The sequence below is a fragment of the Acidobacteriota bacterium genome (assembly GCA_026707545.1).
In the GTDB taxonomy this organism is placed as follows: Bacteria; Acidobacteriota; Thermoanaerobaculia; order Multivoradales; family Multivoraceae; genus Multivorans.
Genome location: JAPOWR010000001.1, coordinates 2,583,766 through 2,605,379, shown reverse-complemented (window position 1 = coordinate 2,605,379; position 21,614 = coordinate 2,583,766). Strand labels below are relative to the sequence as shown.

The window sequence follows — 21,614 nt, the reverse complement described above, 5'->3', positions numbered from 1 at the left end:
GCTCACCGCTCCCGAGATGACGGTGCTGGTCGGCGGCCTGGAACAAGGTGATGAACCTGGACCGGTTCGACGTGGCTTGACATCTTTGACATCAGAACGGACTCCACGTATGGTGCGTTGATGCGTACGACGCTGACCATAGAGGAAGACATCGCCGCGAGGATCGAGGAGATCCGGAAGCGAGACGGGCAGTCGCTCAAGCAGGTGGTCAATCTGCTGTTGCGCGACGGGCTTCACCGGGAGGGCCGGCCCCGGGCGAAGCCGTATCGCACTCGCCCGCACAAACTCGGCCTGCGCCCGGGCTTCGATGCCGTGCGCTTGAACCAGCTCGCCGACGAACTCGAGGTCGAGGGCCGTCTGGAAAGCGAGGCGCGCCTACGGCCAGGTCCGGTTCGCTGATCGTTCCAGACGTCAATCTCCTCGTGTACGCGGTTGACTCGGGGAGCCCGTTCCACGCCGGAGCCCGCCGCTGGTGGGACGGCGTGCTCTCGTCGGAGTCGGACGTAGGGCTTTGCTATCCGAGCGTCCTTGGGTTCGTGAGGATGACGACGAATCGTCGCGTGTTCGCGTCGCCCCTGGCGGTAGCGGACGCGTTGGATCGAGTGCAGAGCTGGTTGGATCAACCCAACGCGACACTGCTGGCGCCCACTGCCCGTCACTGGCCGATCCTGTCCGACCTGCTGAGGACGGCGAACGTCGGCGCCAACCTGACGACGGATGCGCACATTGCCGCGTACGCCATCGAACACGCCGGAACGGTGTACTCGAACGACGGCGATTTCGGGCGTTTCGCTGGTCTGCGGTGGAGGAACCCCCTGGCCGCGACCGCGAAACGGGTCTGACGTACGAATACCTGAGCGCCACGGGCTCCACGGCGGCGCCTAGCCGGCAGGCGGCAGCAGCATCTGCTCCATGGCGGCGACGAACGCCTGGCGTGACGGCAGGCTGTCGATCATGCCGCTGAGCATTTCCGCGTCGGCGCCGACGGGGTTGTGCACCGGGACGTCGTCCGCGGTCACGCACTCGTAGATTCTGTCCGCCACCTCCCGCGGGTCCTGCGGTTCGCCGCCCGAGACGATCGCGGCGAAGTGGTCACGGAGCTTCCGCGAGTGCTCGACGAGTTGCGGGTCGCCGGCTTCGACGTAGTTGTCCGTGTTGTCGCCGAACGCGGTGGTCAGGTAGGCGCCCGGCGCCACCGAGACGATGCGGACGCCCAGAGGCTTGTACTCGAGCGCGAGCGCCTCGGTGAGTCCCTCGGCGGCGAACTTCGACGACGAGTAGACGGAGTTGCCGAGCAGGCCCATCAGGCCCCCCATCGACGTCACGTTGACGATGCAGCCGGAGCCCCGTTTCCGCATGTCGGGCAGGGCGCGGCGCATCACGTTCATCAGGCCGAACACGTTCGTCTCGTAGATGTCGCGGACGGAGGCATCGGGCGACTGCTCGAAGAGCGCGTTGCTGCCGTAACCGGCGTTGTTGACGACTGCGTCGATCGAACCGAACGCGGCGCTGCCCTGCTCGAAGGCGGCGTCGATGCTCCGCGGATCCTTGACGTCGAGCCGGGTGACCAGGACGCCTTCGAGACCGGTGAGCTCCGCTTCCTTCTCCGGCGATCGCATCGTGGCCACGACGTTCCAGCCGTTGGCTCGGAAGGTGTGGACTGCCAGCTTGCCGAAGCCGCTCGAGCAGCCGGTGATGAGTACGGTGCGGTCTGTCATCTATCTGGATCTCCCTTAGAGGTTTGATTGCTGATTCATTCGGACGAACTGTTGATTCCGGCCCCGCGAAGGGCGCGCGCCATACCGGTTCGGAAGTCGGCTTCGGTCTCGCTGTCGGCGAGAAGCCCCTTGGCCGCCATGACAAGGACGAACGCCAGGTCGGCGGCCTCCCGACGTTGCTGGCGGACTCCTCGCGTCAGCAGCGCGCCGGTGACCTCGGAAGTGAAGGCGTCGAGGGGGTACGAGCCGGCGCGTCGCCTCGCGGCGTTGCCGAGGCCGAGGATCTCCTCGCCGTACCGACCGTCGCGAACGAACCTGACGACCGGTCCCAGCCAGCAGCAGAAGGCGTCGAGCAGGGCCTGCTCCCTCGGTCTGTCCGGGTCGGCCAGACACGCAAACGCGTCCGCCCGCAGCGAACGGACAACGGCGCCGATCGCCCATTCGAGCACTGCCTCCTTGCGCCCGAAACGGTTGTAGATCGTCTGCCGCGCGACGCCAGCCGCTTCGGCCAGTGAGGTCATCGACGTCTTCGCGTAACCCGTGCTCGCGAACTCGGCGAGCACTTGCGCGGCGGTCTCGTAGTCGCTGGCATCGGCTTGAGGCACGATGTACACTTTAGACGATAAGCGTCCAATAAGTAAAAGAGAGGGCCTTCACCATGCCACGACCCACGATCGGCTTCATCGGACTCGGCGCCATGGGCGAACCAATGGCGGCCCGCCTGCTCGATGCCGGCTTTCGGGTCGTCAGCTCGATCAACCGCAGCCGCGACGCGATCGAGCGGCTTGCGGCGAAGGGGATCGAAGAGCTTGGGACGCCGCGGGAAGTCGGCGAGCACGCCGACATCCTGATGACGATCGTCTGGGACGAGGAGCAGACCGACCGCGTGCTGTGTGGCGAAGACGGAGCGTTGAGCACTCTGCGCGAGGGCGCGATCGTCGTGCTCATGAGCACCATGTCGCCGGTCTACTGTCAGGCACTCGCGAAAGAGGTGGCATCTCAACGTGTGGACTTGGTCGACTGCCCGGTCAGCGGGCTCGTGGCCGGCGCCAGGGAGGGCACGCTCACCCTGATGGCCGGAGGCGACGCGGCGACGATCGACCGGTGTAGAGAGGCCTTCGACGTGCTCGGCACGACGATGCACTGCGGTGGCATCGGCGCCGGCCAGGCGATGAAGATCGGCAACAACGCGATCGCGCTCGGCACCTGGGCGCTCATCCAGGAGGTGCGCGAAGTCGTCGGCGCCTACGGCATGGACCTGGACCGGTTCATGGAGATCCTGAATGTGTCGACGGGCCGGAGCTTCGTCTCGAAGAACTTCCCGATGCCCCGGCGGCGCGTGACCTGGCCGGCAATGCCGGTCAAGGACCTGTCCCTGTGCCTGGACGTCGCCAGGGAGTTCAACGTCGAGGCGCCGCTCGTGAAGGCGAGTCTGGAGTCCGGTCGACCGGAGGACTGAGACGCCGCGGGCGAACCTGTTCTAGTCTGGGGCCTCGCGATGCTTGAGGATCACGAACAGGCCAACGCCGAGACCTCGGCGGGGACCGGCGTAGACGAGGCGCCTACTTCGGGCACGAGCGCCACGGCCGGTAGCTTTGCGGGGTTCAGAGCTCTGGTCGGGATCGTTGCCTTTCCGCAGACCAGCTTCAGAATCATCCGCGAGCGCCGGCCATGGGTTGCAGCCCTGGCGGTGATCCTTGCGATCCTCGCCCTGAGGACCGTGCTCGGGCAGCGGGATCTGGCTGCCATCGTGGGAAACGGAGAGTCCGCCGTGAACCTCTACGGACCCGGCATGACCATGGCCGCAGCCGTGCTGATCTCGCTGCCGATCGAGGCTCTGCTGGTCTGGCGGCTGTCGCTGGCCTTCGGAGCCAAACTTCGTTTCCTGGCGTTGTTCTCGCTGATGGTTCACGTCTACGTGGTCGGCCGTCTGGGCAACCTATTCAGCTACTTGCTGTCGAAGGGCCGTCAGGCGCTTGAACCGCCCGAGGCGTCGTCGTCGTTCGAACTTGACTTCTCCAATCCGGCAGTTCACACGACCGTCGGAGCGCTGCTCGAGGGGGGTGCCAGCATCGCCGTCTCCCTTTGGACGTTGATTCTGCTCGGGCTGGGCATTGGCGTAGCGGCTCGGGTGTCGAAATGGACGGGGCTCGGTATCGCGGGGCTCTACGCGGCGGTCATTGCCGCCCTCGGGGAGGGGCTCGAGAGAATGACCAGCGTCTTCGTTCAGTCGATTCGCTAGGTGCGGCAGAACTCCAGAAGCCGGCGCTACGCGCCGGATGCCGGCGGGAACCCGTGTGGCGCAATCCGTGCCACACGCGTCACAGTCCGTGCGCCCGTTATCGGGCGCACGGATGACACGCTGGCGCATCCAGTGTGGGTCGGCCGTGGTTTCGGCGCACTTAGTGTGGGGGCTCAGGCCGACGCCTTGAACGCCCGGTAGGGCACGACGACGAAGAGCGGCAACACGATCAGGGCGATGAAGCCCCAGGCGAGGGTGCCGTAGCCCCGCGCGACGAGGTCGATGATGCCGATAGTGGAGAGGCCGGCCGCGGCCGCGAGGACGAGTACTGCGGTCAGCGCCTTCTGCCTCGGCGTGAGTTCGCCGGAGGCAGGTCTCCAGCGGCGCGGCAGGTCGCCCAGGTTGCGCTCGACGCGGTGGAGGAGCGCGTGGATCGAGCCGACCGCGGTCTCGATCAGCGTCCAGCCGGCGACCAGTCCGAAGAGGGCGATCCAGAGGGTCGCGCCGCCGGCGCGGCCGTCGGCCGCGGTCCCGATCAGTCGCAGCCAGGGCACCTCCGCCTCCATCACCGACGGGTGTGGGAACCGCAGCAAGCAGGCCAGCGTGAGGGCGAACGGAATCGTCATCGCCAGACCGGAGAGGATCCCGGACGCGAAGGTCTCGCTGCGCCGGGTCTGGCGGTGCAGGCAGAAGAGGACGGCCGGTACGACGGCGACGTTATAGGCGACGTACAGGACGGCCGCGATGACCACCTCACCGGCACCGGCCTCGGAGCCGGGCGGCGGCTGCACGGGAGTCTCCCCAACCGGAGCGGTCAGCACGAGGACGGAGAACGCGCAGTAGCCCAGGTACAGGGCCGCGCTGCCCCAGGTCTTCGCCCGCTCGATGAAGCCGGACCCGCGCCAGGTGAGGAAGCCGACGCACGCCAGGGCCAGGACCAGGCTGAGCGGCTTCGGGAACGCCAGGGTCTGCTGGAGGACTTCGCCGATGGCCGCCGTCATGACCGCGATGACCAGCAGCATCATGCTCAGGAAGAGGAGGTCGACGAGCCACCAGAACGGCCCGACCAGGTTCCGGCTCCAGGCCTTGTAGTCGTACGCCCCGGCCAGCCGCGCCAGCTCGAAGGCCAGCGCCATGACGAGCGAGAAGCAGACCGCGATGATCGCGACCGACAGCCAGCCCCAGTTCCCGAACCGGCCGGCGTACTGGACGACTTCCCGCCCCGTGGCGTAGCCGCCGCCGATGATCATCGATTGCGCGATGATCGCCGGCAGAAGCAGGGTGTGAAAGCGGGTTGGCGCCCTGCCCGGCATTGCCGTCGCCGTCCGCGTCAGTCGCCGGCGCGCTGGAAGCGGATGGGCGAGACGGACGGCTCGAGCGGCACGGTCACGACGTTGATCTTCCCGTCGCTGCCGTAGTCGAAGCGGACCTTGGCGCCGCCGCGTCCGGCCGCGGCCGCACTGGCCGGCAGGTCGTAGGGGACCATCCACACGTCGTAGTGGTAGTGCCGGAGCGGGAACTCGATGCCCGCGACCTCGAGGACCAGGCCGTCTCCGTCCGTCCGCACGGAGGCGTTGCCGTAGCCCTCGTGCTCGTACTCGCCGGCGTGGTCGGCGAGCGGGTGGGAGGGGCTCGTGTCCGGTACCGCTGCGGCGAGGTCCTTCTTCTTCGCCTCCTCGGCCTTCTCCTTCGCTTCGGCTTCGCGCTTGCGGGCCCGGCCCGCCCAGTCGATCGGCTCGAGCCCCAGCATGCGATCGAACGCGTTGCGGACGACGAGCGCCGGCACCGTTCCGGTGTGCGACGTGTTGGAGAGTGCGACGACGCCGATCTTCTCGTCGGGCAGCCACTCCATCGCCGAGATGAAGCCGTCGATGCCGCCGCCGTGGCTGATGTGCTTGCGGCCCCGGTAGGTGCTCACCATGAGGCCGAGCCCGTAGGTGGGGTCACCGATCTCCGGGCCGTTCTGCAGGCGCTGCTGGAGCGGGCCGGTCAGCACCATCTGGGGTAGCTGCATCAGCCGCGCCGAGTCTTCCTTCAGGAGCTGCTTGTCGCCGACCTTGCCGTAGGCGAGATGGAACCGCACGTAGGCGGCGAGGTCGCGGGCCGACATGTTGATCGATCCGGCCGGTCCGATCGCGTCGATGTTGCGGAAGGGCACCCGCTCGATCTCCTCGTTCGCGCCGTAGCCGTAGGAGAAGTCGTCGTCCTCCTGCATCCGGATCACCGAGAAGGTGGCCCGATCGATGCCGAGCGCGGTGAGGACGCGCTCCTGGACGAGCTCCTCCCATGACTTGCCGCCGATCCGCTCGGAGACGATGCCGGCGGTCATGAACATGAGGTTCTGGTATTGGTACCTGCTCCTGAAGGAGGCGGAGGGCTCCAGGTGGTGAAGCCCCGCCAGCAGCTCGGAGCGGTCCCTGCCCGTGGCGTACCAGTACAGGTCGTGACGCGGCAGGCCCGAGCGGTGGCTCAGCAGGTCGACGGCGGTCATCTCGTCCGTCGCCGCCTGATCGTGGAGCCGGAATTCGGGCAGCACCGTCCGGATCGGATCGTCCCAGGCGAGGGCGCCGTCGTCCACCTGCATCGCCAGCAGGGTGGCGGTGAACGACTTCGTGTTCGAGCCGATGGCGAAGAGCGTGTCGGGAGTGACCGGCAGCTTCTCTTCGACGTTGCGCCAGCCGTAGCCCCTGGCGAACACGGTCTTGCCGTCCTCGACGATCGCCACGCCGAGGCCCGGCACCTTCCACTCCTGCATGATCGATTCGACCCACGGGTCGAAGCCGTCGAGCCGCTCGTCGACGGTGTCGGACCACAGCGGGACGGCGACGAACGCGGCGGCGAGAACCGCCAGAGCGATGTGTCTGACTTTCATCCCCAGATCTCCTCCAGAACCCGGCGGAAGTTGCCGCCGAGGATGCCCCGAATGTCGGGGTCCGTGTAGCCCCGCCGGATCAGGCCCTCGGTGAGGTCGAAGACCCGTTGGGGGTGGGCCACTTCCGGGATGTCGATCTGGTCCCGGAAACGGTACTTGCCCTGCTGGTAGGCGGCCTTGAGCCGCTCGTAGTCCGCCTTCGGCATGTCGTCGTAGCCGTAGAGGTCGATGTCGCTGCCGATGCCGACGTGTTCGGCGCCGATCCGCTTCGTCAGGTAGTCGAAGTGGTCGAGATAGTGCTCGACGGTCGTCGGCTCGTCGGCCTTGACGAACATCCGGATGTTCGTCACGCCGAAGACGCTGCCGGCCTCCTTGACCGCGTCGATGACCTCGTCCGGCTTGCAGCGGACGTGGCCGTCCGCGAGCGCCCGGACGTTCGAGTGGGTGACCAGGACGGGCTTCTTCGAGGCCTCGAAGGCGTCGAGCGACGTGCGGTCGCCGCAGTGGGACACGTCCACGGCCATCCCGACGTCGTTCATCCGCTCGATGATCGCGACCCCCCAGTTCGACAGGCCGCCGTCGATCCGGTCGGTCGCTCCGGTGCCGATCAGGTTGCGCGCGTTGTAGGTCAACTGCGACACGCGCTGGCCGAGCCCGTAGAAGTATTTGACATCGTCCAGCGAGTGGAAGTGATCGGCGTTCTGCACGCCGAAGATCATGCCGACGCGGCCGCTTCGCGCCGCCTCGTCGAGGTCCGCGGCTCGAGAGACGCGGAGCATCCGGTGTCCGTTGTGCGCGACGACGCCGTTGACTCCCGCGACCCGCTCCAGAACGGATTCCCTGGCGCCGAAGGGGCCGGTTCCCACCGCGTCGAGAACGGCGTCGATCCCGGACCGGTCGAGATCGTCCCAGAACGATTCGGGGATGTTCTCGGGGTTGCCGTACCAGGCCCGCATCGTCGACGACGCCAGTGTGAGCGGGCTCAGCATGTCGATGACCAGCGAGTCGCCCATCAGGTCGACCGCACGCGTCGAGTACCGCTCCTCGCTCTGGGCGAACAGCCTGTGCCTGCCGAAGGCGAGATACGGCGCGCCGACCGTCGACGCGGCGAGGAGAGCGCCCGCCCCGACGCCTTGCCCGAGCAGCGTTCGGCGTGACAGGCGGGTACGCGCGGGGGTCTTCGACGGCATGGCTACCACTCCGTGGTCGAGAGAGTCGGATGTAGCGGGCTACGGTGCAGAGGGGGTGTATACCATCGGCCGGATCATGACCCCCTCATCGTTTGCCAGAACGGTCCCCCTTCTCGCGACGCTTCTTCTCGGCTGCAACCCCGCCACGGACGGGAGCGGCGAGGCCGACACGCAGGAGTTCGACGTCGTCTTCCAGGGGGCCCGCGTCATCGACCCCGAGAGGAGGCTCGACGAGGTTCGGAACGTGGGCATCCGGGGCGACGTCATCGCCGCCCTCACCGAAGAGTCGCTCGCGGACTCGCTCGCCGACGGAGGCGTCCTGATCGATGCCGCCGGCCTCGTGCTGGCCCCGGGCTTCGTCGACCTCCACGCCCACGGCCAGGGTCCGCGGGCGCACGAGTACCAGGCGCGGGACGGCGTGACCACGGCGCTGGAGCTCGAATGGGGCGTGCCGGATGTCGGGTCGTTCCTGGAGTCGAGACGAGGCAGGTCGCTCGTGAACTACGGCGCCACGGTCAACCACGGCGCCCTGAGGGGCCTGGAGATCGTCCCGGAGGAGGAACAGGCGGATCTCGCGGCGGCCTTCGCGGCAGCCGGCGCTGCGGACGAACCGCTCGACTCCATGCGCGATGCCGCGCAAAGGACGTACTACTCGGAACTGCCGCCCGGGCGCTTCCCGGCCATGCTGGAGCATCTGCAGGGCGGGCTCGAGCAGGGCGGCCTGGGTATCGGGATGGCGACCCAGTACTACCCCGGCGCCAGCCGCAGGGAGATCTTCGAGGTCTTCCGGTTCGCCGGCGAGAAGCGGGCCACCATCCACACGCATGTGCGCTCGATGAGCATCGACGCGATGCAGGAAGTCCTGGCCAACGCGGTCGGGACCGGGGCGCCGCTGCACATCGTGCACGTCAACAGCATGGCGCTGGGAGAGATCGACACGGTCCTCGACATGATCGACGGCGCTGCCCGCCTGGGGCTGGACGTGACGACGGAGGCGTACCCCTACACCGCCGGCTCGACCAGCCTCGAGTCCTCCATCTTCGACGAGGGCTGGCAGGACCGCCTGCAGATCGACTACGGCGACCTGCAGTGGGAGGAGACGGGGGAGAGGCTGACGAAGGAGACCTTCGAGCGGTATCGCCGCGAGGGGGGAACCGTGATTCTCCACTTCATGAAGGAGGAGTGGATCGAGACGGCCCTGGACAACGACTGGGTGATCGTCGCCTCCGACGGCATGCCCTACGCTCCGGGAGCGCACCCGCGGACGGCCGGGACCTACTCCCGGATTCTCGGCCGCTACGTGCGTGAGCGGGGCACGCTCGACCTGATGACGGCCCTGTTGAAGATGAGCCTGCTCCCGGCGGACCGGGTGGCGACGATGTCCGAGCAGATGAGGCGGAAGGGGCGGATCCAGGTCGGCGCCGACGCGGACATCGTCGTGTTCGACCCGGAGACGGTGATCGACACCGCCACCTTCGAGGGCGGGCTCTCGTTCTCGGAGGGCATCGTCCACACGATGGTGAACGGCGTGTTCGTCGTACGCGACGGCGAGACCGTGGAGGGAGTCAGCCCCGGTCGTCCGATCGTCGGCCGCTTCGCGCGTTGACCGTCGACACGAGGACCGCGGGCGAGGCCGGGTCGGCGGAGACGGCCGCCGGCTACCCGTCGCTCGGCGCCGCCAACTACGGCGTCGTCCTGCTGTTCCTCGCCTACGTGCTGTCGTTTCTCGACCGCAACATCCTCTCCCTCCTGGTCGGCCCGATCCGGGAGCAGTTCGGGATCACCGACTTCCAGTACAGCCTGCTCGCCGGCGCCGCGTTCGCGCTCGTGTACAGCTTCGCCAGCTTTCCCCTGGGCCGGCTCGCCGACCACTACTCGCGCAGGCTCATCGTCGCCGCCAGCGTCGCCTTCTGGAGCCTGGCGACGGCGGCGGGCGGCCTCGCCAACAGCGTGTCGCAACTGTTCGCTTCGCGGATGGCGGTCGGCGCCGGCGAGGCCGGGCTTGCACCGCCGGCCTACTCGATCATCACCGACAGCTACCGCCCGGCCCACTTTGGCTACGCGATGTCCTTCTACAAGACGGGCGTGCGGGTCGGCGGCGGCTTCGCCCTGGTGATCGGCGGCCTGCTGATCGACTACTACACCCGCATCGGTCCGATCGACCTGCCGGTCGTCGGCACGCTGCAACCCTGGCAGGCGACGCTGGTGACGGTCGGCCTGCCCGGGGTTCTGCTGGCGCTCCTGCTGCTGACGATGGTCGAGCCGCAACGCAAGGAGCTGGCTGTTTCGCGAAGCGGCAGGGAGCGCTTGCCGGTTCGCGAGTTCGTCAGGTTCATCTGGGAGCGCAAGCGCGTCTACCTGCCGCTGTTCATCGGCTCATCCATGCTGGCGATGGCCGGCTACGGCTCCTCCGCCTGGTACCCGGAGTTCCTCGTCCGCAACTACGGCCTGAGCCGCGGCGACGCCGGAACGAGCTACGGGACGATCTCGATCATCACCGGGGTCGTCGGCATCATGGTCGCGCCCTGGATCGCCAACCGCCTCGCGGCGCGCGGCTACAGGGACGCCTACGTGCGGACCCTGCTGGCGACGACCCTGATCGCCACGCCGCCCTCGGTTGCGGCCCCGCTCGTGGGCAGCGCCACGCTCACCTTGCTGGTGCTGATCCCCGGGATGATCTTCTCGGGCGCCTACCTCGGCGTGATGGCGGCAGCGTTCCAGCCGATCACGCCCAACCAGATGCGCGGTCAGGCCACGGCCTTCTACATCTTCCTGACCAGCTTCATCGGCATGGCCTTCGGCACCAGCACCCTGGCCGCTTTCACCGACTTCCTCTTCCAGGACGACGGCAAGGTCCACTACTCGCTCGCCACGATGCAGGCGATCTTCAAGCCGGCGGGCGCGATCCTGTTCTGGTACTGCCTGTCGGCGTACCGGAAGGCGATGGAGGAGGCGGGGAGGTGGGAGGTGGATTGAGGGGCGGCGTTGGATCTGGTCCCGCACGGTTTCTTGGGTAGTTTCTTGGGTAGTCGGCCTTGTTTCTTGGGTAGTCTCACCGGTCTTCCGGGTAGTCCGGCCGGACTACCCGGTAGCGCCTCGGGCTGTTGAACGCGCTTCGCGAGTCGTTGATCCGCGTGGTCGCCATATCCGTAGGACGAACCCCGCACCGCACTACCCGCCTTTCGTCTTCAACTAGGCTTAGCGCATGGAGCCAGAGACGCCTACGCTCCCTCGACCGGTGATCGATGAGGCCCGGGACGGCCGGATCATCCGGGAGCACGGAGAGTCACTGGCCGCCGAACTCGCGGCGTTGTTCGAGGATCAGGAGGAGGATGGGGTGGCGTGCCCGGCGGAAGAGCCTGCGCCCAAGCGGGAAAGTCGCAAACGCCGCTATTGACTTTTCCGAAAGTGTCGGGCGTCGTAGCGCTCTGCCTCGGCGTCGTAGTCCTCGAATCCGATGATGGCGCGCAGACGCTTGAAGTCCACCGCGTTAGCGGGCTGGTCTCCGCTCGCCATGGCCTCAAGTGCCTGGAGCATGGCCGCGGTGGCGGCGGAGAGAAGCGTCAGCGGGTAAGCAGCGATCCTGTAGCCGATCTCCTCGAGCCGCCTGGGCGGTAGCAACGGTGTGTCGCCTCCCTCGACCAGGTTCGCCATCTTCGGGCCGGGGACCGCTTCGCAGAACGCGGCCATCTCGCTCTCGGACCGCGGACCTTCGAGGAAGAGGATGTCCGCGCCGAGGTCGGCGAAGGCCCGGCAGCGGGCGATGGCTTCGTCCAGTCCGTCGGTGGCGCGAGCGTCGGTGCGGGCCATGACCAGAATGTCCGCGCCTTCATCGCGCGCGTCGGCCGCGGCGCGGACCCGCGACAGGGCCTCGGCGCGGGAGACGACCCGCTTGCCGCGGGTGTGCCCGCAGCGCTTGGGCGCCTCCTGGTCTTCGATCATCACGCCCGCGAAGCCGGCGGCCGCGTAGCTCGTCACCGTGCGCTTGACGTTCAGGGCGTTGCCGTAGCCGGTGTCGCCGTCGCCGATCACCGGCAGCCGGGTGGCCGCACAGATGTTGCGGCCCTGGTCGAGCATCTCGCCGAAGGAGATGAGACCCGTGTCGGGCAATCCCAGGCGGCTGGCGGAGACGGCGAACCCGCTCATGAAGGTCAGCTCGAATCCCGCCTGCTCGATGAGCCGGGCGGAGAGCGCGTCGAAGCAGCAGGGCATCACCCGGAGTCCGGGAGCATCGAGCAGGGCGCGCAGCCGCGCCGCGGGGGAGGAGTTCATGCGGCCAACGAACGTAACATCTGCTGGCTAGGGCATCGAGCGGATGACGAGGAGATCCCATGACTGAGTTCAGGAGGCCCACCCGCGGCCCGATCCGGGGCATCCACCACATCACGGGGCTGGTCGGCTCCGCGGCCAACGACCTCCGCTTCTACCGCGACGTGCTGGGGCTTCGTCTGGTGAAGAAGACCTGCAACCAGGAGAACCCGACCTCCGGCTGGCACTTCTTCTTCGGCGACCGCCTGGGCCACCCGGGAACGATCATGACGAACATCGTCCTCGAGGGCATTCCGCTGTCGCCGGCCGTCGACGGTCGCGGCTCAATCACCGACGTGAGCTACTCGGTTTCGCCGGGGAGCATGGACTTCTGGCGCGAGCGACTGACCGCGGTGGGCTGCACCTGCACCGATCGCCCGGCTCGGTTCGGCGACCCCGTCCTCCACTTTCGGGACTTCGACGGCATCTCGTCGGAGCTCGTCGGCTGCGAGGACCCCCGGGTGCCGGAGCTGGCCGACCTTCCCGGGGAGCACCAGATTCGCGGCTTCCACCACGCCACCGTCGCCCCGCGCATTCCCGAGCTGACCCTGCAGTTCCTCGTTGGCGTCCTGGGGTTCGAGGTGGTCGCCACCGAACGGAGCCGCACGCGGCTCGCGGTAGGCGGCAACGAGCCCGGCAAGCTGATCGACGTCGTCGAGCGAGGCGACGGGCCCTGGGGACGGCACGGTCTCGGCGGCCTGCACCACATCGCGCTGACGGTCGACAGTGTCGAGGACATGGAACGGTGGACCCGGATCCTCGCCGGCGCCGGCCTGATCGTGACCGGGGCCCGGGACCGCGGCTGGTTCCACTCGACGTACTTCACTGCGCCGGGAGGCATCAACCTGGAGCTGTCGAACCTCGACCCGGGCTGGACGGTGGACGAGGACCTCGACTCGCTGGGGACGATCCTCTCGCTTCCGAAGCACCTGGAACCCCAGCGGGACGCGATCGAGGCCGCGCTTCCTCGCGTCGAGTTCTGACCGGTCGAGCCGCCATGATCGAGCCCTACGATCGCATTCCCTTCCCGGTCTTCTTCCGGGAGACCGCCGACTTCGGCGACGTCTACGGCGGGCCGGGCGGCTTCGTCTTCTTCGACGGTCACCTGCTGCGGCCGCGCGAGCGCGCCTCGAAGACGGTCGTCATCTTCAACCACCCGATCGGCGGCGGCGCCTGGCTGCCGCTGGTGCGGGGACTGGCGGCGGCTGGCCACCACGTCATCTACTGCAACGGGCGCTATCGCGGCAACGACACGGCCCTCATCATGGAGAAGTGCGTGGTCGACCTCGGCCGCACGATCCAGCACGCCAGGGAGGAACTCGGCTACGAGCGCGTCCTGCTCGGAGGGTGGAGCGGCGGCGGCTCGCTGTCGCTCTACTACCAGCAGCAGGCGGAGAACCCGACCGTCACCCACACACCGGCCGGGGACCCGTACGACCTGACCGCGGCCGGGCTGATTCCGGCCGACGGCGTGATGCTGCTGGCCGCGCACATCAGCCGCGCCGGAACGCTCACCGAGTGGATGGACGCCTCGATCCTCGACGAGCGCGAGCCGCACCGGAAGGACCCGGAGCTCGATCTCTACAACCCGGACAACCCGAATCAGCCGCCCTACTCGGACGAGTTCCTCGAGCGCTACCGGCGGGCGCAGGTCGCCCGCAACGCGCGGATCACGGCCTGGGCGCTCGAGACGCTGGCGGATCTGAAACGCGAGGACGGCGCCCGGAAGGAGCACTGCTTCGTCGTCCAGGGGACGATGGCCGACCCGCGCTGGCTCGACCCGGCTGTCGACCCGAACGACCGGCCGCCGGGTCGGTGCTACCTCGGCGACCCGGAGACCGTGAACACGGGGCCGACCGGCCTGGCGCGATTCACGACGCTGCGGAGCTGGCTATCGCAGTGGAGCCTCGAGAAGTCGAACGCCGACGGGCTCGCGTGCGCCGCCGACATCAGCGTTCCGGTGCTGGTCGTCAACAACGGCGCCGACGAGGCGTGTACCCCCAGCCACGCGCGGCGGCTCTACGCCGCGGTCTGCCACGACGACAAGGAGTTCCACGAGATCGCCGGGGCCACTCACTACTACCTCGGTCAGGGCGACAAGCTCGCCGAGGCGGTAGCGATCTGCGGCGCGTGGATCGACCGCTGATTCGGAGGTGCGAACGTGAACCGGCGACAGTTCCTCAGATCAAGCGCCGCTGCCGGCGTCGTCGCGCTGGTCGGCGGCCCCTCTTCAGTCCGCGCCGCCGACGGCGACGTGCTTCTCGGCTTCGTCGGCGATCTGCTCACCGATCGCGACGATCCGGACGAGGCCTACGCGCCGGTGCGCGATCTTCTCGCCGCGCCGGACGTGCTGTTCGGCAACCTGGAGGGCCCGTACTCCGACAATCCCCGCTCGGTACCCAGCGCCGGGGCGGCCCTCGTCCCGCCCGCGCGCAATCTCGACGTCCTGAGCCGGGTCGGCTTCGACGTGCTGTCACTGGCGAACAACCACATCCTGGACGGCGGCCGCGAGGCGATGCTCGAGAACCGGCGGCGTCTGCACGAGCAGGGGGTCAGGACCTGCGGCGCCGGCGGCAGCCTCGAAGAGGCCCGCGCTCCCGCGATCCTCGAAACCGGCGGCGTGAAGGTCGCCTACCTGGCCTACGCCTCGGTCTTTCCCCGCGGCTACGAGGCGCGGGGGAGCCTGGCCGGGCTGGCGCCGCTCAGGGCGCACAACTTCTACCAGGACCTGATCGACGACTACTACACGCCGGGGGCCAATCCCCGAGTCTCGACCGTGCCCGACAGGACGGACCACGACAACCTGGAGGCCGACATCGCCGCCGCCCGCGAGCAGGCGGATCTCGTGGTGGCCAGCTTCCACTGGGGCGACCACTTCAAGGCCCACCACCTGACCGACCACGAGCTGCGCACCGCCCGCCTGTGCATCGACCAGGGCGTCGACATCGTGGTCGGCCATCACCAGCACGTGTTGCGCGGCATGGAGTGGTACCGCGACCGGCCGGTGTTCTACGGACTCGGCCACTTCGTCTTCGACGTGCGGCTCGACCGCTGGCCGGAGGAGATGGTCGCCGCCATGCCGGTCCTCGACGACGATGCGGACTACTACGGCGTGGCGCCGCGCAGGGGCTGGCCGCTGATGCCGCTTCATCCCGAGGCCCGGATGACGGCTCTGGGCTACGTCAAGCTCGCGGAGGGCGCGCCCTCCGAGTTCGGCTTCGTGCCCTGCCGGCTGAATCCGGACGGCGCCGTCCGCGCGGTCGATCCGGAGTCACGCGAGGGCCGGGATGTCATGGACTACGTCGATCACGGCTGTGCGAGCCAGGACCTGAACGGCCGGGTGGACAGGGCGAGCTACGTCGACGTTGCCGGCCATCGCGGCGTGCGAATTCTCCCTGCCGGGGAAGGAGCCTGAGAATGGACCTTCACCGCTTCATCCGGATCGTCGCCGGTACACGCGCCGGTGAGGTCTTCCTGGCGTCGGCCCTCTTGTGTGCGATTCTGACGGTGGCCGTGGAGGCCCAGCCCGAGCGGTCGGTCCCGATCACCGAGACGGTGCACACGGAGCGCCCCTTCGAGTTGCAGTTGATCGACGCCCTGCGCGACTTCGTGCCGCACGTCGTGCGAGCCCAGGGCAGCCCCGGGCTCAATCTCGCCCTGGGCTACAAGGGAAGGCTCATCTGGGAGGCCGGTTTCGGTTACGCGGACGCCGCAAGCGAGAAGCCGATGACTCCGGAGACCGTCTACCACTCCGGCTCCCTGGGCAAGACGTACACCGCCACTGCCGTCATGCAGCTTGTGGATCGCGGGATCCTGTCGCTCGACGATGCGATCAACGAGCACCTGCCCTTCGAGGTGTCCAACCCGCTGGGTGAGCGCGACATCACCGTGCACGACCTGCTGACCCATCGCTCGGGGATCTCTAGCGGTGGCGCCATGGGTGTCTGGCACAAGCCGATGCCGCTCGCTCAGGCACTCCGGGAGAGCTTCGACTCCGATATGAGCCCCGTCGGCGGCGGCGTGACCCCGTTCTGGGTCGCGCGGGTCGGCGAGCGCTACAACTACTCAAACCCGGGTCTGGCCACGCTCGGCCTGATCGTGGAGACGGTCAATCCGGAAGGGCTTTCGTTCGCGGACTACGTCCAGAAGCACGTCATGGATCCGCTGGGCATGGAGTCGTCCCAGTATCCGCCCGCGCAGCACCGGGACTACGTGCGCCCCGAGATCTGGGAGCAGATGAGCACCGGCTATGCACGGATGGGCGGGGCCCTGATTCCCACGATCCCGCTCTACTTCAGCCACTATCCCGCCGGCGGCGTGCTGGCGAAGCCGGCCGACCACCTGAGCCTGCTCATGGCCATGCTCGCGGGCGGGCGTTACAACGACTACCAGGTCCTCGAGGCCGAAACCGTCGGGCAGATGCTGACTCCCCAGCACGGCGAGCTGGGACCGGGGCTCGATCTGGGTCTGGTCTGGCTGCTGCGCGACCATGGTCAGCCGACCATGTCCTTCAGTCACGCCGGCGGTCACATGTTCGGCTGGCGTACCGACGGTTGGGGGTGGCCCGACCTGGACGTCTCCGTAGTGGTCGCGTCGAATCAGTGGAGCCTTCCCGACAGTGCTCCCGACGTCTCCCTCATTCCGCCGTTCATCGAGAACTGGATGCTGCACGCGCGTCCGGACTTCGAGGTCTCGCCGCCTTCGGAGGAGTGGACGTGGAAGGTCTCCTACGTCCGCGGCGTTGTCTACGCCGCGATGTTCAGGATGTACGTTGGCGTTCCCGGCGAGATGCCCCAGGACGCCCTCGACCATGCACTCAGGTCGACGCGGATGCTCGACGGGGCGCGCCAGGACTGGAACGAGGAAGCGTTCCGCCAGGGTGTCGTCGACATCCGGCGCGCCGGCTTCGGCTACGCTGCGGTCACCGGCTTCTGGGCATCGGACCTGTGCAGGGTGACCGAGGAGGAAGCCCGACAGATTATGCGGGAACTGGGCGCCCGCTTTCCGGGCGCCGCCAGCGTGTTGTTCCCGGCGGGAGCCGGCGGCGAGGCGGAGGAGTAGCTTCCGACGGCGGCTAGTCGTCCAGCCCTGGAAGCGGGGCCGGCACGTAGAGCTTCGGGTCCCTGCCGTCGTAGCAGACCCAACACTGGCCGGTCTCGCCGCCAGTCACTGCCTCGATGACGGCATCCGCAACCTGGGAAGGCGGCATGAGTCGAAGGCGGGCCTCCCTGACGAAGTGCTCGGCCTCGGGGCCGAAGATCTTCGTCGCGACCGCGGCCGGGCAGATCGCGTTGAGCGTGATTCGACGCTCGGCGAGAGACGGTGCGAGCGCGCGCACCAGGCCGACCACGGCGTGCTTGGTCAGCGTGTAGACGGGGTCCACTTCCCAGGTGATGAGCCCGGCCACCGAGGCCGTGACGACGATCCCCCCGCCGCCCCGGTTCTCGAGCGCCGGCACCGTCGCACTTACGCCGAAGACGACTCCGTCGACGTTGGCCCCCATGGCGCGGCGGTAGGCGTCCGCCGGCATGGCGGCGATGTCAAAGGCGGGGAAGTCACCCCCGGTCGCCGGATAGGTCGTCACGCCGGCGTTGAGATGGACCAGATCGAGGCCACCGTGAACCTCGACGACCTCGGAGACGACGCGCGTCCAGGCGTCCCGGTCGCTGACGTCGAGACGCGCGAAGTCGCCGCCGACGGCGTCCGCGACGTCTCGCCCCGCGGCTTCGTCGACGTCCGTGACGACGACATGCGCGCCCCGGGCCGCAAGCGCCTCGCAGGTGGCCCTGCCGATGCCGGACGCGCCGCCGGTGACGAGGCAGATCTTCCCATCGAAGTCAGCCATTGCGCATCTCCCTTTCGCCGCCGGCGCCCGACCAGATGAGGCTCGGATCGTCATTACCCAGGGCCTTGACCCTACGCTGCCAGCCGAGATCCGGTCCAACCAGGGCGATGACCACGAGGCCGGCGACCGCCCAGCCGACCGGCCCGATCATCCCGCCGTACGAGCGGCCCACGAGCTGCTCGGCGCCGAACATGTTGCCGACGTGGTTCAGGACGCCGTGGATGAGGATCGCCGGGATGACGCTGCCGCCGGCGGCATTGACGAAGTAGAAGGCGACGATCGTCATGCCGATCGTCGACAGGAAGAAGATCAGGTGCCACTGCACCAGGGCGGCCAGAGTCTGCTGGCCGGACAGGATCCCCGGGATCTCGCGCGGGAAGTGCCACAGCGCCCAGAGGACGCCGAGCACGACGCAGGCAACCAGGGGGTTGTTCCACTTGCGGACGAGCAGCGGCAAGGCGTAGCCGCGCCAGCCCAGCTCTTCGAGGAGCGCGCCCTGGTTGAGGAAGCCCGCGACGAGCAAGGTGACGACGAAGGTCCGCCAGTCCAGGAGCCCGATGTGGGCGACCGCGTTCTCCACCCTGGCGGGGTCGCCGAAGAGCTGCTCGACGATCAGCAGACTGCTCACGAAGGTCACCAGGAAGCCGACCAGGATGGCGTAGAGCTGCGCGCCCTCCCGCAGGCTCACGTTGCCCCGGATGGGGCGGTAGAGACCGACCAGGGCGCGCAGCCCGAGCCGCTTCCAGCCGATCCCAACGATCAGCAGCGCCGCCAGCGTCGGCGCGAAGGGGAACGAGAACATGGGCAGCAGGATCGGCATCTTGCTGGCGGCCGCCTGCATGTACAGCAGGACGCTGTCGCCGTGGTGGTGGAGGATCGGGTGCGCCGCCCGGGTCGCGTCCCGGTAACCCACGAACTCGCCGTAGGCGCTGTAGTCGGGTCCGCGTTCCCCCTGTAACACGGGTTCGACCGTCATCAGGTAGATCCAGGCCAGCAGGCCGATCAGCACGGCCGCGGCGTAGAAGGTCCAGAAGGGATGACGTCGGATGAAGTCTCGCATCGGTCCCCCTAGCGAAAATGCTCCGCGACCCGCGCGATCAACGGGTGATGCCAGCCGGCCGGGGCGCCGGCCTGGTTGACCGTGCCGGCGAAGTAGATGCCGGCGGCCTGGTCGCAGTCCATCTTCGCCCCCCAGGCGCCGGAGTGCCCCCACAGCTCGCCGCCGGGGTAGCGCGTGCGGAACAGGCCGAGCCCGACGCCGGTCCGCGGCTCGGCCAGGCCGGCGGGCCGGGTCCAGGCGGTCATGTCGCTCAGGATTCGACCTGAGCCCGGGGTTCGGTGCTCCGCCAGCGCACGCTGAAACCGGACGAGGTCGCGGGCGGTCGTGACCAGGCCGCCGCCGCCCCAGTCGAAGGAGAGGTTCTTGCCGGAACTCAGCATCGGTATGCCGAAGGCATGGACATCGGACTCGGGCTGGCGGCGGGTCCCAAGCGGCGGATCGTCCCGGTAGGCGAGGTAGCTGTCCCGCAGATCGCAGGGCGTGAAGATCCGGTCTCTCAGGTTGGCGTGGTAGCTCTCGCCTGTTACCCGCTCGACGAGCAGCGCCAGGAGGACGAAGGCGGTGTCGCTGTAGTGGAAGGCGGTACCGGGCTCGGAAAGGGCCTCGGCCATGTCTGGCTGAGACAGGTAGAAGTTGACGACGCCCCGCACCTCCGTGGTGTCGCCGTCCGGCAGCCAGGGTGCCCAGGCGGCCGTGAAGTTGCGGGATGCATCGCTACCGATGATCGAGCCCGGCGCGGGTCGCCCGAGTTCCTTCGCGGTCTGGGAGCCGTCGTCGACGAAGGCGTCCCGGAACCCGGACGTGTGCGACAGCATGTGCCGGAGCGTGACCCCGGCAAAGGCGTGCTGTCCATCACGAGTGAGGAGACGCTCCTGGACCGCGTCGGGAAAGACCCCAAACTCGACATAGCGCGCGTCCACGCCCTCGGGACCGAACGAGCCTTCGTCGGCGAGTTGCACAACGAGCAGCGCGGTCATCGACTTGCTGACGCTGGCAGTGTGAAAGCGATGATCCGTCGTCATCGCTTCGCCGGTATCCGTGCGCGCGATGCCGACGGCGTGCTCGTAAACGAAGCCTTCTGCGGGTGCCTCGATCCGGGCCACGGCGCTCTCGGCGCCGGACAACAACTGGCCTTCGAGCAGCGAGTCGAGGTTGTCCTCGATCTCGCGTATCAGGGGCACGGCGATCGCGCTCCTAGTCGCGGTTGAACACGAAGTAGTCGTGCGAAGCCCGCGCGACCTCGGCGATCACGGGTTCCATCGCCGCGTTGGACGGAAGCTTCGACTCCTTGACGAAGACGACCGAGATCACGTGGCCCGCGTCGCCCGGCAGGGTGATGACGCCCACGTCGTTGGTGGACTCGCCGATCGTGCCGGTCTTGTGGGCGACCGGGGTGCCCGGCGGCAGCGCTCCCGGGATCCGGTTCTCGCCGGTCTCGCAGCGGGCCATGATGTCGATCAGCAGGGCCGAGCTCTTCTCGCTGAGGATCTCCCGCTTCCAGATCTTCCGCAGAAGGGCGGCCATGGACCGGGGCGTTGCGGTGTCGCGTGGATCGGAGTTGAACGCCTCGTTGAGTTCGGCCAGTTGGGCCTCGTCCAGTTGACTCGAGTTGTCTTCCAGAATCAGACGGTTGTACTCGGCCGGCGGGATTGGCACGGCGACGGTTGCGTCATCCCGACCCAGGAAGTTCGCGATCAGCGCCCGGGTCGTCCGGTCGACGCGGATTCCCTCGACGCCGGACGCCTTCATCCGCGCGGTAATGGCTTCGGCGCCGCCGGCCTCGCGAAACAGCAGGTCGGTGGCGATGTTGTCGCTGATCCGCAGCATCAGGCCGAGGACGTTCTGGATGGTCAGGCGGGAGCCCGGCGTATCGAAGAAGTCGCTGAGGGCGCCATAGGTGACGACGTGATCGCTGGTCTGCATCGTGATGAGGTCGTCGAGCGACCGCTTGCCCGCATCAACCTGCGCGAGGATCTCGACCGCGATCGGCACCTTGTAGGTGCTCGCCATCGGGAAGCGCTCATCGGCGTTGAGCAGCACGCCGCGTCCGGACTCGAGGTGGATCGCGGCGACTCCCACCGTGCCCATGCTGGCTTCGGCGAGGCGTTCGATCTCGGCACCCAGGTGCTTCAGGTTGGGATCGTCGCCCAGGATCTCGAGACGCTCGGAGGCCGTAGCCGGTGCGGCCGCCAGGGCGCCGATCGTGCACGCGACCAGGAAGACGGGCAGGCAGAGGCGGAAAGAGTGCAATCGAGACATCGGATCTCCTGATGTTCAGGCGCCGTTCGCGATGCCGCGGCGGCGCGGGTCGGCGAAACTGGTATACGACTGTAACCAAACGAGAACGGGCCGGAGAGCGGAGCGCGAGCCGGCCGTGGA

At 68.2% G+C, this 21,614-nt stretch carries 21 protein-coding genes; 11 read left to right on the top strand and 10 right to left on the bottom strand.

The window, feature by feature from the left end:
• Positions 1–120 precede the first annotated feature (120 nt).
• The gene (locus OXG83_10295) at positions 121–399 is read left to right on the top strand and encodes a hypothetical protein (GenBank protein ID MCY3965420.1); all 279 of its coding nucleotides are present in this window, start codon (positions 121–123) and stop codon (positions 397–399) included.
• Positions 399–842 carry a type II toxin-antitoxin system VapC family toxin gene (locus OXG83_10290; protein ID MCY3965419.1) on the top strand — a complete coding sequence of 148 codons (444 nt, stop codon included), beginning with the start codon at positions 399–401 and terminating at the stop codon, positions 840–842. Before OXG83_10295 ends, OXG83_10290 begins: the two co-directional genes overlap by 1 nt.
• A gap of 39 nt (positions 843–881) precedes the next feature.
• Here the strand turns inward: OXG83_10290 and OXG83_10285 are convergent, their stop codons facing one another.
• Positions 882–1,718, bottom strand: coding sequence for an SDR family oxidoreductase (locus tag OXG83_10285; GenBank protein MCY3965418.1), 837 nt, complete (start codon positions 1,716–1,718; stop codon positions 882–884).
• 35 nt (positions 1,719–1,753) lie between these two features.
• Positions 1,754–2,323 (bottom strand): TetR/AcrR family transcriptional regulator, encoded by a 570-nt coding sequence (locus OXG83_10280; protein MCY3965417.1) that lies wholly within the window; start codon positions 2,321–2,323, stop codon positions 1,754–1,756.
• A gap of 53 nt (positions 2,324–2,376) precedes the next feature.
• On the opposite strand from OXG83_10280, the gene OXG83_10275 reads away from it, so the two are divergent.
• Complete coding sequence (locus OXG83_10275; protein MCY3965416.1) at positions 2,377–3,177, top strand: NAD(P)-dependent oxidoreductase; 801 nt, start codon at positions 2,377–2,379, stop codon at positions 3,175–3,177.
• A 39-nt stretch (positions 3,178–3,216) separates the two neighbouring features.
• Positions 3,217–3,960, top strand: a complete 744-nt coding sequence (locus OXG83_10270; protein ID MCY3965415.1) for a hypothetical protein — start codon at positions 3,217–3,219, stop codon at positions 3,958–3,960.
• Between the two features lie 173 nt (positions 3,961–4,133).
• Here OXG83_10270 and OXG83_10265 read toward each other — a convergent pair whose 3' ends face one another.
• The 3 genes from OXG83_10265 to OXG83_10255 are packed head-to-tail and all read right to left on the bottom strand — an operon-like array spanning position 4,134 to position 8,022.
• Positions 4,134–5,273, bottom strand: coding sequence for a hypothetical protein (locus OXG83_10265; GenBank protein MCY3965414.1), 1,140 nt, complete (start codon positions 5,271–5,273; stop codon positions 4,134–4,136).
• A gap of 17 nt (positions 5,274–5,290) precedes the next feature.
• Positions 5,291–6,832, bottom strand: a complete 1,542-nt coding sequence (locus OXG83_10260; protein ID MCY3965413.1) for a serine hydrolase — start codon at positions 6,830–6,832, stop codon at positions 5,291–5,293.
• Positions 6,829–8,022, bottom strand: coding sequence for a membrane dipeptidase (locus OXG83_10255; GenBank protein ID MCY3965412.1), 1,194 nt, complete (start codon positions 8,020–8,022; stop codon positions 6,829–6,831). Before OXG83_10255 ends, OXG83_10260 begins: the two co-directional genes overlap by 4 nt.
• A gap of 76 nt (positions 8,023–8,098) precedes the next feature.
• Between OXG83_10255 and OXG83_10250 the strand changes: the two genes are divergently transcribed.
• The 3 genes from OXG83_10250 (at position 8,099) to OXG83_10240 (ending at position 11,419) form a co-directional block, all read left to right on the top strand.
• Positions 8,099–9,628, top strand: coding sequence for an amidohydrolase family protein (locus OXG83_10250; GenBank protein ID MCY3965411.1), 1,530 nt, complete (start codon positions 8,099–8,101; stop codon positions 9,626–9,628).
• Positions 9,625–10,998: an MFS transporter gene (locus tag OXG83_10245; GenBank protein ID MCY3965410.1), complete on the top strand. Its 1,374-nt coding sequence runs from the start codon at positions 9,625–9,627 to the stop codon at positions 10,996–10,998. Before OXG83_10250 ends, OXG83_10245 begins: the two co-directional genes overlap by 4 nt.
• Before the next feature lie 262 nt (positions 10,999–11,260).
• Positions 11,261–11,419 (top strand): hypothetical protein, encoded by a 159-nt coding sequence (locus OXG83_10240; GenBank protein MCY3965409.1) that lies wholly within the window; start codon positions 11,261–11,263, stop codon positions 11,417–11,419.
• On the opposite strand, the gene OXG83_10235 is transcribed toward OXG83_10240, so the two are convergent.
• Complete coding sequence (locus OXG83_10235; GenBank protein MCY3965408.1) at positions 11,413–12,294, bottom strand: isocitrate lyase/PEP mutase family protein; 882 nt, start codon at positions 12,292–12,294, stop codon at positions 11,413–11,415. The genes OXG83_10240 and OXG83_10235 overlap by 7 nt on opposite strands.
• Positions 12,295–12,353: 59 nt before the next feature.
• Between OXG83_10235 and OXG83_10230 the strand changes: the two genes are divergently transcribed.
• From OXG83_10230 to OXG83_10215, 4 genes are read left to right on the top strand one after another with little or no spacing between them, the layout of a single operon-like run.
• Positions 12,354–13,313 (top strand): VOC family protein, encoded by a 960-nt coding sequence (locus OXG83_10230; protein MCY3965407.1) that lies wholly within the window; start codon positions 12,354–12,356, stop codon positions 13,311–13,313.
• 14 nt (positions 13,314–13,327) lie between these two features.
• On the top strand, positions 13,328–14,476 hold the full coding sequence (locus tag OXG83_10225) for an alpha/beta hydrolase (GenBank protein ID MCY3965406.1): 1,149 nt from the start codon (positions 13,328–13,330) through the stop codon (positions 14,474–14,476).
• A gap of 15 nt (positions 14,477–14,491) precedes the next feature.
• On the top strand, positions 14,492–15,745 hold the full coding sequence (locus tag OXG83_10220) for a CapA family protein (GenBank protein MCY3965405.1): 1,254 nt from the start codon (positions 14,492–14,494) through the stop codon (positions 15,743–15,745).
• A 2-nt stretch (positions 15,746–15,747) separates the two neighbouring features.
• Positions 15,748–17,391 carry a serine hydrolase gene (locus OXG83_10215; protein MCY3965404.1) on the top strand — a complete coding sequence of 548 codons (1,644 nt, stop codon included), beginning with the start codon at positions 15,748–15,750 and terminating at the stop codon, positions 17,389–17,391.
• 13 nt (positions 17,392–17,404) lie between these two features.
• Here the strand turns inward: OXG83_10215 and OXG83_10210 are convergent, their stop codons facing one another.
• From OXG83_10210 to bla, 4 genes are read right to left on the bottom strand one after another with little or no spacing between them, the layout of a single operon-like run.
• Positions 17,405–18,175, bottom strand: a complete 771-nt coding sequence (locus tag OXG83_10210) for an SDR family NAD(P)-dependent oxidoreductase (protein ID MCY3965403.1) — start codon at positions 18,173–18,175, stop codon at positions 17,405–17,407.
• A complete protein-coding gene (locus OXG83_10205) occupies positions 18,168–19,235 on the bottom strand; it encodes a type II CAAX endopeptidase family protein (GenBank protein MCY3965402.1) in 1,068 nt (355 codons plus the stop codon). Before OXG83_10205 ends, OXG83_10210 begins: the two co-directional genes overlap by 8 nt.
• Before the next feature lie 8 nt (positions 19,236–19,243).
• Positions 19,244–20,416 (bottom strand): serine hydrolase, encoded by a 1,173-nt coding sequence (locus tag OXG83_10200; protein ID MCY3965401.1) that lies wholly within the window; start codon positions 20,414–20,416, stop codon positions 19,244–19,246.
• A gap of 13 nt (positions 20,417–20,429) precedes the next feature.
• Positions 20,430–21,494 (bottom strand): class A beta-lactamase, encoded by a 1,065-nt coding sequence (bla, locus tag OXG83_10195; protein ID MCY3965400.1) that lies wholly within the window; start codon positions 21,492–21,494, stop codon positions 20,430–20,432.
• Positions 21,495–21,614: the final 120 nt, after the last annotated feature.

What these genes read in the sequence shown, in the direction of transcription:
- OXG83_10210 (MCY3965403.1), bottom strand. Translation starts at nt 18,175, where the DNA reads ATGGCTGACTTCGATGGGAAGATCTGCCTCGTCACCGGCGGCGCGTCC.
- OXG83_10230 (MCY3965407.1), top strand. Translation starts at nt 12,354, where the DNA reads ATGACTGAGTTCAGGAGGCCCACCCGCGGCCCGATCCGGGGCATCCAC.
- OXG83_10295 (MCY3965420.1), top strand. Translation starts at nt 121, where the DNA reads ATGCGTACGACGCTGACCATAGAGGAAGACATCGCCGCGAGGATCGAG.
- OXG83_10260 (MCY3965413.1), bottom strand. Translation starts at nt 6,832, where the DNA reads ATGAAAGTCAGACACATCGCTCTGGCGGTTCTCGCCGCCGCGTTCGTC.
- bla (MCY3965400.1), bottom strand. Translation starts at nt 21,494, where the DNA reads ATGTCTCGATTGCACTCTTTCCGCCTCTGCCTGCCCGTCTTCCTGGTC.
- OXG83_10215 (MCY3965404.1), top strand. Translation starts at nt 15,748, where the DNA reads ATGGACCTTCACCGCTTCATCCGGATCGTCGCCGGTACACGCGCCGGT.
- OXG83_10250 (MCY3965411.1), top strand. Translation starts at nt 8,099, where the DNA reads ATGACCCCCTCATCGTTTGCCAGAACGGTCCCCCTTCTCGCGACGCTT.
- OXG83_10270 (MCY3965415.1), top strand. Translation starts at nt 3,217, where the DNA reads ATGCTTGAGGATCACGAACAGGCCAACGCCGAGACCTCGGCGGGGACC.
- OXG83_10275 (MCY3965416.1), top strand. Translation starts at nt 2,377, where the DNA reads ATGCCACGACCCACGATCGGCTTCATCGGACTCGGCGCCATGGGCGAA.
- OXG83_10285 (MCY3965418.1), bottom strand. Translation starts at nt 1,718, where the DNA reads ATGACAGACCGCACCGTACTCATCACCGGCTGCTCGAGCGGCTTCGGC.
- OXG83_10225 (MCY3965406.1), top strand. Translation starts at nt 13,328, where the DNA reads ATGATCGAGCCCTACGATCGCATTCCCTTCCCGGTCTTCTTCCGGGAG.
- OXG83_10205 (MCY3965402.1), bottom strand. Translation starts at nt 19,235, where the DNA reads ATGCGAGACTTCATCCGACGTCATCCCTTCTGGACCTTCTACGCCGCG.
- OXG83_10235 (MCY3965408.1), bottom strand. Translation starts at nt 12,294, where the DNA reads ATGAACTCCTCCCCCGCGGCGCGGCTGCGCGCCCTGCTCGATGCTCCC.
- OXG83_10265 (MCY3965414.1), bottom strand. Translation starts at nt 5,273, where the DNA reads ATGCCGGGCAGGGCGCCAACCCGCTTTCACACCCTGCTTCTGCCGGCG.
- OXG83_10255 (MCY3965412.1), bottom strand. Translation starts at nt 8,022, where the DNA reads ATGCCGTCGAAGACCCCCGCGCGTACCCGCCTGTCACGCCGAACGCTG.